Annotated in this window: 12 protein-coding genes; 1 reads left to right on the plus strand and 11 read right to left on the minus strand. The window is 65.9% G+C overall.

The features are described from left to right. Positions 1-172: 172 nt before the first annotated feature. Entirely contained in the window at positions 173-736 is a 564-nt protein-coding gene (locus tag AC5RUU_RS12595; RefSeq protein WP_493975703.1) for a dihydrofolate reductase family protein, read from the plus strand. A 243-nt stretch (positions 737-979) separates the two neighbouring features. On the opposite strand, the gene AC5RUU_RS12600 is transcribed toward AC5RUU_RS12595, so the two are convergent. From AC5RUU_RS12600 to hpaH, 11 genes are all read right to left on the minus strand, one after another. Continuing rightward, entirely contained in the window at positions 980-2053 is a 1074-nt protein-coding gene (locus tag AC5RUU_RS12600) for an L-idonate 5-dehydrogenase (protein ID WP_493975540.1), read from the minus strand. After that, positions 2053-2823 carry an SDR family oxidoreductase gene (locus AC5RUU_RS12605; protein WP_493975541.1) on the minus strand — a complete coding sequence of 257 codons (771 nt, stop codon included), beginning with the start codon at positions 2821-2823 and terminating at the stop codon, positions 2053-2055. The genes AC5RUU_RS12600 and AC5RUU_RS12605 overlap by 1 nt, the downstream gene beginning before the upstream one ends. Next, positions 2820-3806, minus strand: coding sequence for an NAD(P)-dependent oxidoreductase (locus tag AC5RUU_RS12610; protein ID WP_493975542.1), 987 nt, complete (start codon positions 3804-3806; stop codon positions 2820-2822). Before AC5RUU_RS12610 ends, AC5RUU_RS12605 begins: the two co-directional genes overlap by 4 nt. Continuing rightward, positions 3807-5156 (minus strand): MFS transporter, encoded by a 1350-nt coding sequence (locus AC5RUU_RS12615; protein WP_493975543.1) that lies wholly within the window; start codon positions 5154-5156, stop codon positions 3807-3809. It lies immediately after the preceding gene. Between the two features lie 159 nt (positions 5157-5315). Further along, positions 5316-6116 carry an IclR family transcriptional regulator gene (locus tag AC5RUU_RS12620; protein WP_493975544.1) on the minus strand — a complete coding sequence of 267 codons (801 nt, stop codon included), beginning with the start codon at positions 6114-6116 and terminating at the stop codon, positions 5316-5318. 122 nt (positions 6117-6238) lie between these two features. After that, on the minus strand, positions 6239-6976 hold the full coding sequence (locus AC5RUU_RS12625) for a fumarylacetoacetate hydrolase family protein (RefSeq protein ID WP_493975545.1): 738 nt from the start codon (positions 6974-6976) through the stop codon (positions 6239-6241). A gap of 32 nt (positions 6977-7008) precedes the next feature. Further along, complete coding sequence (locus tag AC5RUU_RS12630) at positions 7009-8061, minus strand: D-2-hydroxyacid dehydrogenase (RefSeq protein ID WP_493975546.1); 1053 nt, start codon at positions 8059-8061, stop codon at positions 7009-7011. Positions 8062-8117: 56 nt separating this feature from the next. Further along, positions 8118-8948: an endonuclease/exonuclease/phosphatase family protein gene (locus tag AC5RUU_RS12635; RefSeq protein WP_493975547.1), complete on the minus strand. Its 831-nt coding sequence runs from the start codon at positions 8946-8948 to the stop codon at positions 8118-8120. Positions 8949-9009: 61 nt separating this feature from the next. After that, positions 9010-10515 (minus strand): NAD-dependent succinate-semialdehyde dehydrogenase, encoded by a 1506-nt coding sequence (locus AC5RUU_RS12640; protein WP_493975548.1) that lies wholly within the window; start codon positions 10513-10515, stop codon positions 9010-9012. A gap of 27 nt (positions 10516-10542) precedes the next feature. Further along, positions 10543-11346, minus strand: a complete 804-nt coding sequence (locus AC5RUU_RS12645) for an HpcH/HpaI aldolase family protein (RefSeq protein ID WP_493975549.1) — start codon at positions 11344-11346, stop codon at positions 10543-10545. After that, positions 11331-12116 (minus strand): 2-oxo-hept-4-ene-1,7-dioate hydratase, encoded by a 786-nt coding sequence (gene hpaH, locus AC5RUU_RS12650; RefSeq protein WP_493975550.1) that lies wholly within the window; start codon positions 12114-12116, stop codon positions 11331-11333. Before hpaH ends, AC5RUU_RS12645 begins: the two co-directional genes overlap by 16 nt. Positions 12117-12118: the final 2 nt, after the last annotated feature.

The following is a 12118-nucleotide window of genomic DNA, read 5'->3' on the forward strand; positions in this document are numbered from 1 at the left end:
GTTCGTCGGCTCCGCTGTTCTTCAGCACCGCGCTCGGTCTGTGGAGGCGGTCGAGTATGCCACGCTGACCCCCGAGCACGATGACTACCTGCGAGTCAGATCGCGCACCGATGAGTTTCCCGCGCCGCGCCCGATCTATACGCTGGAGACCGACTTACGGAAGGCTGGCGCCATGCGGAAACTGATCTACGGCATGAACCTGACCCTGGACGGCTACATCGCCGCGGCCGGCGACGACATTGGCTGGAGCGGGCCGAGCGACGAATTGTTCCAATGGTGGCTCGATCAGGAGCGGGCGAGCGGCCTGTCGCTGTACGGGCGCAAGCTCTGGGAGACAATGAGCTCCTACTGGCCCACCGGAGACCAGCAGCCCAACGCTACCCCGGCGGAGATCGAGTTCGCGCGGAACTGGCGGGACACGCCGAAGGTGGTGTTCTCCTCGACGATCGACAAGGTCGACTGGAACACCCGCCTGGTCACCGGCGACGCGATCGCCGAAATCACTCGGCTCAAGGCCGAGGACGGCCGCCCGATGAGCGTCGGCGGCGCAACGCTCGCCGGGGCGGCCATGCGGGCAGGGTTGATCGACGAGTACGTGCTGGCCACCTATCCGGTCCTGGTGGGCGGCGGAACGCCGTTCTTCACCGCGCTGGACAGCTGGGTGAACCTGGACCTGGTGGAGACGCGGACGTTTCCCGGCGGCGTGGTGCTGACCAGGTACGAGACGAGGCGCTGAGCGCGATTCCTCCGGGCGGTGGGGGAAATAGATCCACCACTCGCGGCCCCACGTCGATGGCCAGCAGATGACCACACTCGCCGAGAGCTACGATTCCGTCGGGAAAACCACTCATCCGGTCACGACCCATGCCATGAGCGGCCTGGGCAGCACTGAACAGGAATACGCAGTATCCTGCCGATCAGCGGTTACCTTTGGTCATGCTCTTCGTGGTTCGAATCCGGCTCCACCGGCTGCCAGCCATCAGCGCCCGGCAGCGAAGTCCAGCAGAACCTTGCCGGACCCTGCCGAGTTCCTGGCGGTTTCAAATGCCTCGAGGCCGCGTTCCAGCGGAAAGACGTGGGTGACCACCGGGTCCACGAAAAGGGACCCGTCGCCCAGTGCGCTGATGACCTCATCGATCTCGTCGTTGAACCTGAACGAGCCCAGCAGTTCCAGTTCCCGGGTGATGGCCAGTGAAATCAGGACAGGCTGCAGTCCGGATGGCAACAAACCGACCATCACCACTTTTCCGCCGCGGACCGTTGCCGTGATGGCCGTCGCCAGTCCATGGTGGGAGCCGGAGGATTCGATGACGACGTCGGCCCCGACTGCGGCCAGGGCCTGGCTGTCGCCTGCTTCAATGACCTCGTCCGCGCCCACTGCCTGGGCTATCTCAAGGGGTTTTTGGTGCAGGTCCGTGGCCACGATCCGGGCCGCGCCCGCACGCCTAAGGACGGCGACGGTCAGCGTACCGATAGGGCCGCAGCCCACCACCAGGGCAGTCTTGCCCCTGACATCGCCGGCGCGGGCCACGGCATGCCAGGCCACGCTGGACGGTTCGACCAGTGCCGCTGTCTTCAGGTCCAGGCCGGCCGGCAGGACCCGCAGCATCCGTGACGGCAGGTTGGCGTATCTGCTGAACGCACCGTCCGTATGCGGGAACCGTGCGGCGCTGCCCAGATACGTGCAGCCCGGGGACAAGTTGGGCCGGTCTTTGGGATACCGGGCATGCTCGGGCCCCTCTCCCGGACCTGGCGTGGCCGGATGCACGGCAACCCGCGCGCCCTCGGCCGGTCCCGATCCGTCTGCCGCCGCACGGATAACCGTCCCCACGATCTCATGCCCCAGCACCATCGGGGCCTTCAGGACCGATTCCCCGGCGGCGCCATGCAGCCAGTAGTGCAAATCGGAGCCGCAGATTCCGCCGTACGCAACCTCCACCACGGCCTGGTCGGGCCGGGCTGCCGGGAGCGGGATGCTTTCGATACGCAGATCGCCTGCAGCATGGGCGACGACGGCGGGACCCGCCGCCGGAAGTTCGGCAACGGTGGGCATCAGACCACCACCGTCATGCCGCCGTCGATGAAGATCGTTTGGCCGTTAACGAAGTCCGAACCACTGGAGGCCAGCCACACTGCCGGGCCGGCGAGGTCCTCACGCGTTCCCCAGCGGTGCGCAGGGGTCCTGCCCAGGATCCAGGAGTTGAAAGCCTCATCGTCCACCAGGTTCTGGGTCATCTCCGTGTGGATGTAGCCGGGCGCCAGCGCGTTGATCTGCAGCCCGGCGGCAGCCCACTCAGCGGTCATGGCCCGGGTGAGGTTGCGCAGCCCGCCCTTTGCCGCGATGTAGGGGGCGATGGTGGGCCGGGCCAAGTCGGTCTGGACGGAGCAGATGTTGATGATCTTGCCGCGGCCCCGGGGGATCATGAAGCGGGCCGCCGCCCTTCCCACCAGGAACGCGCTGGTGAGGTCGGTGCTGATGACCCGCTCCCAGTCCTTGACGTCCAGGTCAAGCATGGCCACCCGGTGCTGGATGCCGGCGTTGTTGACCAGGATCCCCAGCGGACCCACGTTCTCTTCCACCCAGGCCACAGCGTTCGCAACTTCGGTGTCACTGGTGACGTCGAAGGCGCAGCCGTGGATCCGGCCGGGCGCAAAATCTGCGGCCATCGCGGCCTCCGCAGCCTTGAGCCGTTCGGTGCTCATCCCGTTCAACACCACCGTGGCGCCGGCGTCGGCCAGGGCCCGGGCAAGGGTGTTGCCGATGCCCCGGCTTGACCCTGTGACGAGGGCTGTACGTCCGGTCAGGTCAAAAAGCGAACTCATTGGGCGGTCTCCTTGGTGGTCTCCGCTGCGCTTCCGGAGGAAGTTTCAGCGGTGCTGAGGTTGGCAATGGCCTGCCGCACGACGGCCAGGTCCAGGTCCCCCAGGCCCTGCCGGATCAGATGTGCGTAGAGTTCTGTGCCGGCAGATGCCATGGGAACCGCGGCACCCACACTGCGGGCGCTCTCCAGCACAAAGGAGAGGTCCTTGTGCATGAACTTGGCCGGCCCGGTTGGCGTGTAGTCTTCTGCTGCCAGCCGGGGGCCAACCACCTCCAGGATCCGGCTTGATGCGAGCCCGCCGGACAACACGTCAAAGAGGGCTTTGACGTCCAGGCCGGAGCGTTCCGCAAGCCCGGCCGCTTCGGCGAGGGCCGCCGTCGTGGTGCCCACTACCAGCTGGTTGCATGCCTTCGCCAGGGATCCGGCGCCCAGCCCGCCGAGCCGCCGCACTGTTGTGCCCATGGCGTGCAGCGCCGGCAGCACCCGTGCGAAGTCCTCCTCGGAACCGCCGGCCATGATGGCCAGGGTCCCCTGCTTGGCGCCCTGCATGCCGCCGCTGACAGGGGCATCAACCACTGTGGCGTTCCCGCCGCTTGCTTCGCCTACGGTGAGCCCGAAGGCCTGGACACCCACGGGTGAAACACTGCTCATCACCACCACCAGCGTTCCCGGCCGGGGCGGCGAGGACCGCCACGCTGCGAGGAGCCCTGCCGCAGCCTCTTCGATGTAGGGAAGATCCGGGAGCATGAAGATGATGACGGGTTCGTCCCTGAGGTCCTCCACCGTTGCTGCGGCGGACCCGCCCAGCCGGACGAGGTCCTCAACTGCGGACCGCGAGCGGTTCCATCCGGTGACCAACCACCCGGCTTTCAGTAAGTTAGCGGCCATCGGGGCGCCCATCAGCCCCAGCCCGACAAACCCGGCACGCGGACGGGTTTGCGGGGCGGGGGCAGGGGCCGCGGCGGAAGTGTTGGTGTGGTTCATTTACCTGGCGTCCTCCACGACCACCAGGTCGCGCCCGTTTGTCTCGGGAGTGAAGAACGTGGTGATGAAGGAGATTGTTGCCAGGACCAGCGAGTACAGCGCGGGAACCAGCCAGGAGTGGTTGGTTGCTGCAAGCAGGGCAACGCCGATCATGGGGGCGAAGCCGCCGGCGAGGACCGCTGAAAGTTCACGGCTCAGGGCCACACCGGTGAACCGGTGCTGGGACCCGAAGAGCTCGGGCAGCATGGCGCACTGCGGGCCGAGCATGGACTGCACGCCCAGGGCGATGCCCACCACCATGACTGCCCACACCAGGGCGGGGTTGCCCAGTGTCACCAGGTAGAACGCCGGCAGTGCAATGAGGGCCTGGAAGAGGGCGCCGTAGCGGTAGACGGGGACCCGGCCGAAGCGGTCGGACAGGGCGCCGAAGGTGACCACCATGACCGCTGCGCAGCCTGCGGCGATCAGCAGGCCGGTGGGACCAATAAACTTGTCGCCGGGAAAGACGCCGGCCGGAAGGCTGATGAATGAGACCAGCAGCGCCGAGTAGACCGACGAGTTGCCGTTCTCACCCATCCGCAGGCCGATGCCGACAAGAACGTTCTTCTTGGAGTGCTTCCAGATCTGGCCCACCGGGTTCTTCACCACGGCCTTGTGCTTTTCAAGTTCCTGGAACACCGGTGTTTCCTTGAGCCGGAGCCGGATGAAGACGGCGATGACGATGAGGATGACGCTGGCCAGGAAAGGCACCCGCCACAGCCAGCCCTGCAGGACCTCTTTGTCTGCCAAGGCCATCAGGGCGAACGTTCCCGCTCCGAGCAGGGTGCCCAGCTGGATGCCCACGAAAGGCAGTGAGGCGAAGAAACCCCGGCGGCTTCGCGGAGCCACCTCCGAGATCAGCGTGGTTGCGCCCGCCTGTTCGGCGCCGGCGCCCAGGCCCTGGAGGATGCGCAGGGCCACCAGCAGGACCGCACCGAGCATTCCTGCCTGTTCAAAGGTGGGCAGGAGGCCGATGGCGAAGCTCGCCAGTCCCATCAGGCCAATGGTGAGGATCAGCACCATCTTCCGGCCGAAGCGGTCCCCGATGTAGCCGAAGACCACTCCACCGAACGGCCTTGCAGCAAAGCCGACGCCGTAGGTGGCGAAGGAGGCGATCACAGCGCCGCTTTCACCCAGCGGGGAGAAGAACAGGGGACCAAAAATCAGCGCTGACGCCAGGCCATAGATGTAGAAATCGTAGTATTCGAGGGCTGACCCCACGGAGCTGGCAAGAGTTGCCCTTCGCAGCTGTTCCGGTTCGACGACGGCGCCGTCCGCCTCAGTCTGCGGTGATTTAGTACGAGTTGTCACAAGTAACTCCCTTAAACGCACTCCAGACCCACGTTGGCCTGGTGGTGGGATAGCAACGACACCCTGTTGCGTCGATCACTATGCTGAACACAATACAGCAAGTTGAACAAACGGCAAGGGTGACAGTTTTGTGAAGGGAGAACCCTGAGACTGGCTGGGTCAGCCCATGGGATTGCCCAGGGAGTGGGCCAGTTCCTGGAGTTCTTTGACCATCTGGGCGCCCTGCTCTGGCGTGTATGTTGCCTTGAGGGCCGTCACGGACAGGCCGAGGCTGGGGCCATGGGCCCCCCGGGTGGGCACGGCCACGGCAAGGCAGACGACGCCGGTGGTGGATTCCTCGTCCTCAAAGGCGTAGCCCTGTTCGCGGATGGTCTGCAGCTGTGCCTTGAACTCGGCGCCCGTGCGCAGCGACTTCGGCGTCAGCACCGGCAGTTCCGCGTCATCGGGGAAGAGCTCCTCGATGTCATGGTCATGCAGCCGCGCTATCAGCGCCTTGCCCACCGCACAGAGCGAGACCGGCATTTTGTCACCGATATTTGACGTCAGGCGCACGGCGGGATGTCCCTCATAGCGGGCGAGGTAAATGACGTTCACGCCGTCGAGCATGGCGATGCGGACCGTCTCGCCGGAGAGGACCGGGGCCTGCTCGCAGTAGCGGTAGAACTCCTGCACCTCATCCAGACGGCCAAGGTAGGCCGCACCGAGTTCAACCAGCTTGCGGCCAAGGGTGAACTCGCTGCCCTGGCGGTTGATCAGCCTGGCTTCCTCCAGCGCCAGCAGCAGGTTCGACGTCGAAGACTTGGGGATGCCGACTTCACGCGAAAGGTCGCTGAGCGTGAGGCGCCCGGTTGCGGAGGAGGCCAGCGCATCCAGGACGGCAGCCGCACGCGTCACAGCGGGGGCGGGGGAAGCGTTGCCCGGGTTGTCTGATTGTGGACCGGAGTTGCGGGAATCGGCCATGATTCTCCTTCGGGTTGCCGCGGCAGGACGAGCGGTGTTCATTTGACTGAACACCATCCATCATAGAGGGACGCTCCTTATAGCACCGGCGCCGTCCGTGCTCCCGAAGGTAAGGAGTGAAGTCAGGCGATCCTGTTGGCAAGGCTTCCGATCCGCTCCACCACAATCTCCACGTGGTCGCCCGGCTGGACGGCCACTGCGGTCCCGGGAGCACCTGTCATGAGCACGTCGCCTGCTTCAAGGGTCAGCCAGGACGTCACGTAGACGAGGCACTCCACCACTGAGGAGGGCAGGTTGTACGTCCCGGAGTTGGCCTGCGCTGCCCCGTTGACGATCACATCGATACCCACGCGGTCCGGATCCGGTATGTCCGTTTCTATCCAGGGGCCAAGGGGCGTGTAGTTCACGCCAGCCTTGCCCTGGAAATTCCGTTCATCCACGAAGCCCTGGTCCACGTTGGTCACGTCGTTGACGCACGTGTAGCCCAGGACATGCTCCAGGGCGTTGCCGGGTGTCAGTTCCTTCGCCTGTTTCCCGATGACCACCGCGAGTTCGCCCTCCACGTTGACCGTGCCGCGGTCCCGGACGGCGACTACCGGATCGCCGGGACTGGCGAGGGTGTGCACGGACTTATGCCAGGCCTGGATGGGCAGCGGATGGTCGTTTAGCGTCCTGTTGTGTCCGATGCCGAGCACCACCGCCGGCCGGACCGGGGCAAGGAACACGGCGTCGGTGTCCGGGGTGGTGTGCCCCGTGTAGCTGAGGGGCTCCTCGAACGGGTCAACAATGTGGTGCCACATCCCGTTCCGCTGCACCGCGTGCCGGGCGCCCTCTGCCGTCTTGATTCTTGCGATGCGCATGGATCTCCTGACCGTGCTTTGAGCCGGGGGGCTTAGTAGAAGTGGACCGTGTCGACGGTGTGGGGGAGGTCGCCGCCGTCGAGGAAGATCCGCAGGTTGCTGCAGAAGCGTTCGGTAATGAGCCGGTTTTCCGCGGCGCTGAGGGCGGAGGTGTGCGGGGAGACCATGACCCTGGGATGGCCCCACAGGGGGCTGTCCTGCGGGAGGGGTTCGACGGCGAACACGTCCAGGCAGGCGTAACTGACCTGGCCGTTGTCGAGGGCTTCCAGCAGCGCCTCCTCGTCAACAACGGTGCCGCGGCCCACGTTGACGAAGACCGTCCCGGGCTTCATGGCGGCGAAAACGTCACGGCTGAAGAGCTTCTCCGTGAATGCCGTGCCAGGCAGCGTATTGACCACCGCGTCGGCCGTGGCCAGCAGGCCCGGAAGGCCGGCGTTGTCCACCACGTGGTCGATGCCGTCGATGTGTCCCACGGACCGCTTGGTCCCGCTGACCTTCATTCCCAACGCCCTGGCAATCCGTGCAGTCTCCAACCCGATTTCACCCAATCCCGTGACCACCAGCGTGGAGCCGTTGACGAGGCGGGTGGGAATCCGGAGTTCCGGCCACACCTTTGCCGCCTGGTCCTGGGCCAGTTCGGCGCTCCGTTTGAAGCCGTTGAGGATCCCCAGCGCTGCGAACTCGGCGAGGGGCAGGGCATGGACGCCGGCTGACGTGGTGATCCTGAACTTTTGCAGGACTTCCTGGTCCAGGCCCGATGCCTTTACGGCGCCGCCTGCCCCGGCCGCCATTGCATGGATCCACTGCAGGCGGGGATTTTCGCAGGCGATGCGGGCAAGGCCGGCGGGGTTCTCGTTGGGGAAGCCGTACAGCACCTGCGCACTGTTGAGCATGGACCAGTAGCGCTCTTCCTGGCCGGGGGTGCGCTTGAACGCCGGGTCGCCTGAGTGGTCGGCCGGAAACCGCTCCGGCGGGAGGAGTTCCGGTTCGTAGCGGACGGTAACGGAGGGGTCGACGGCGCGGATCTGCTCCACCAGCTCTGCTTCGAGGGGTACGGCGATCGCGACTGTGAGTGAGGAAGTCATTCGTTCACTATACTGGCTATTGGCTAGTATGCTGAACGATCTTAGGAAGTCGACGATTAGTAACGGATATCAGCCTGCAGCGCGTAATGGTCCGACGGGTAAGCACCGGCTACCGCGGCAGTACCCAGCAGGGCGGCTGCCCTGGGATGTCCGGCTCCGCCCCGCCGCGGTGCGGCCGTGAAGATGTAGTCGATCCGCCGGTCCGGCCACAAGAGCTGGGCTGCCCATGGATTGGCATTGGACCACGTGCTGCCCTTAACTCCAGGGCCCGCCACTTCCCAGGCATCGTAGAGGGATAAACCAGGAACCGGCGTTGCCGCACGGCCAGTCATGAGGCGCATTTCATCGCTGTCGGGGTCGGCATTGAAGTCTCCACAGACAACCAAAGGAGTCCGCTCATCCTGTAACGCGTGGAGATGGGCGGTTAGTCCGCGGACCGCGTCCTGCCGTGCCTGGCTCTCGTCCAACCACCAGGCGTCCATCACCACTCCGTACACCTGGAGCGGTCCACGCGGGCCGTCCACCTGGACGTACTGCACCCGCAAAGCACCAAAGCTGAAGCTGGCGGCATCGGCGATAGGCCATCTGGACAAGACGCCAACGCCCGAGAGCGCTGACTCATCCTCCTGCGCCGGAACTCCGCTAAAGGCGTGATACGGCAGTCCCAGTGGTCCGGCCAGCCTCGCGCACTGGCTGTCGCCATCCTTTGCCCATGACTCCGTCAGCACAAGAAGATCCGGCCTTGCCTCCAGCAGCGTTGAAGCTATCGCCGCTTCACGCTCTTGCCAGGACCCGTACAGCCCCCACACATTCCAGGTGACCACACGGGCCGTGGTCCTGATCAGCTCACCGTAAAAGTACGGCGGAATGTCCGGGTGCTGCGGCATCCCTCCATCCTGCCCGCACGCCCCGGGGACCGCCAGAGCCCCGAGGCATGCGATGCGGGCGTCAGCCGGCGTAGGGGTCGGCGATGCCGATGTATTGGGTGGTGGTGTATTCGGCGATGCCTTCGGTGCCGCCTTCGCGGCCGAGCCCGGATTGCTTGACGCCGCCAAAGGGTGCGGCGGCGTTGGAGATGACGCCGGCGTTGAAGCCGACCATGCCGAATTCGATCTGCTCTGCCACCCGCAGCAGTTTGTTGAAGTCGCGGCTGTAGAGGTAGGACGCGAGCCCGTACTCGCTGGCGTTGGCGAGCCGGATGGCGTCTTCTTCGGTGCTGAAGGTGGTGACGGGGGCGACGGGTCCGAAGATTTCCTGGCCGAGGATCGCGGCACCGTTCGGAACGTTGCCCAGCACCGTGGGCTGGTAGAAGTAGCCGGGCCCGTCCACGGGTGCACCCCCGGTCACGGCAACGGCCCCGGCGTCGACGGCGGCAGTCACCAGGGCGTGGACGTCGTCGCGGGCACCGGCGTCGATCAGCGGGCCCACTTTCGTTTTCGGGTCGGTGCCTCGCCCGGTGGCCAGGGCGCCCATCGCGGCGGCGAACTTCCGGGTGAACTCCGCGGCGACGGATTCCTGGACAAGGAACCGGTTGGCGGCCGTGCAGGCTTCGCCCATGTTCCGCATCTTCGCCGCCATCGCCCCTTCCACGGCTTTGTCCAGGTCGGCGTCTTCGAACACGATGAAGGGGGCGTTCCCGCCCAGTTCCATGGAGGTGCGCAGCACGTTCTGGGCGGCGTCGGCCATGAGGCGTTTGCCGACGGGGGTGGAGCCGGTGAAGGAGACTTTCCGCAGGCGTGAGTCTTTCAGCAGCGGCCCGGAGATCCCCGAGGCCGAGGCGGAGGACACGACGTTCAGGACCCCGGCGGGAAGCCCGGCGTCCATCATCGTCTGTGCGAACAACTGGGACGTTAGTGGGGTCAGCTTCGCGGGCTTGAGGACCATGGTGCACCCTGCGGCCACGGCGGGAGCGACCTTCCGGGTAGCCATCGCCAGCGGGAAGTTCCAGGGGGTGATCAGCAGGCACGGTCCCACGGGTTTGTGCTGGACCAGGATCTTGTTTTTGCCTTCGGGGGTGGTGAGGTAGCGGCCGTAGTCGCGGACTGTTTCTTCAGAGAACCAGCGCAGGAACTCCGCCCCATACGCGACCTCGCCGCGGGCCTCTGCCAGCGGCTTGCCCATTTCCAGGGTCATCAGCAGCGCGAAGTCCTCGGCCCTGGCCGTGACCAGGTCAAAGGCGCGGCGCAGGATTTCAGCCCGGGCCCGGGGCGCGGTGCGGGCCCAGGACGCCTGGGCGGCGTCGGCCGCATCCAGCGCGGCGACAGCGTCGTCGCTGGTGGCCGAGGCGAGCGTGGCAAGTACCTCCCCGGTGGCGGGGTCGTGCACGTCGAACGTGCCGCCGTCGGACGCGTCCACCCATTTCCCGTTGATCAACAGGCCGGTCGGGACAGACGCAAGCAGGGACTCTTCCCGCTCCGACGAGATGGCAGGGGGCAGCGCAGAAGTAACTGTCATTGAAGTAGTCCTAAAGGGGGGGAAGGATCAGTAGCTGGTTGGGGTATCGCCGTCGGCGGGCTGGATGTACTGCTTGGCAAGGGCTTCGGACCCACGTGCCAGCAGCGCGACGTCGGCTCCCACGAGGATGAAGTCCGCGCCGTTGGCGAGGTAGTGCTTCGCCGTGTCCGGATTGAAGGCGTTGACCCCGGCGGGCTTTCCGGCCGCCTTCGCGGCGGCGAGGCAGTGTTCGACGGCGGCGCGCACCTCGGGGTGTTCCTGCTGTCCCAGCAGGCCCATGGAGGCGGCGAGGTCGGACGGGCCGATGAAGACGGCATCAACGCCGTCGACTTTAAGGATGTCCCCGACCCCTTCGACGGCGGCGGTGGATTCGATCTGGACGGTGACGCTGATGGTCTCGCCGGCCCGGGCGAGGTAGTCGGGCACCCGGTTCCAGCGGGCCGCCCGGGCCAGGGCCGAGCCCACGCCGCGGACGCCGTGGGGCGGGTAGCGGGTGGCCGCCACCGCGGCTTCGGCTTCGGCCACGGAGTTGACCATGGGGATGAGAAGGTTCTGGACGCCGAGGTCCAGGTACTGCTTGATCACCACGGTGTCGTTCACCGGCGGCCGGACCAGGGTGTGGACCGGGTAGCCGTGGATGGCCTGGAGCTGGGCGAGGATGGACTCGAGCCCGTTGGGGCTGTGTTCGGCGTCCACCAGGAGCCAGTCCAGGCCGGACCCGGCGCAGAGCTCGGCGATGAGCGGGCTGCCGGAGCAGACCCACATCCCGGCCAGCGGCCGGTCCGCTCCAGCTAGGGCATCCCGGAAGGTGTCCTCTATTCGAAGCGGCATGTCACACTCCCCAAAGGTCCGTAGTTGGCGTGCACGGTGTCGCCTTTGTACACCCAGAGCGGGCGGGTAAAGGAACCGGCCAGGATGATGTCGCCGGCCTTGAGCGAATCGCCGTGCGCGGCAATCTTGTTGGCCAGCCAGTGGACGCCGTTTGCCGGGTGGTCCAGGACGCCGGCGGCCACACCGGTTTCCTCAACGGTCTGGTTCTTGTACAGGATTGCGGCTACCCAGCGCAGGTCCAGCGTGTCCGGCTTTACCGGGTTCCCGCCGATCACCATGGCGCCCATCGCGGCGTTGTCGGAGATGGTGTCCACGATGGTCCGGCCCTCCATCTCGATCCGGGAGTCCAGGATCTCAAGGGCCGGAACCACGTAGTCGGTGGCCTTCAGGACATCGAAGATGGTGACACCGGGGCCCTTGAGCCCGTCCTTCAGGACAAATGCCAGCTCCACCTCCACCCGGGGGTGGGTGTATTTGTCCCATTCCACGGAACAGCCGGTTTCCAGCACCATGTCATCGAAGATGGCGCCGTAGTCCGGTTCGGTGATGCCCGTGGCTGCCTGCATTGCCTTGGACGTGAGGCCGATCTTGCGCCCCACCAGGGTCCGGCCGGCTTCCTCGTTGCGGCGGCGCCACAATTGCTGGACGGCGTAGGAATCCTCCACAGTCATGTCCGGGTACCGGGCCGTCAGACGGGGAACGGGTTTACGGGTGCGGCCGGCTTCCACCAGTTCATCCGCGATGGCCTCAATCGTTATGGCATCCAGCATGG

The organism is Arthrobacter sp. K4-10C (assembly GCF_059090085.1).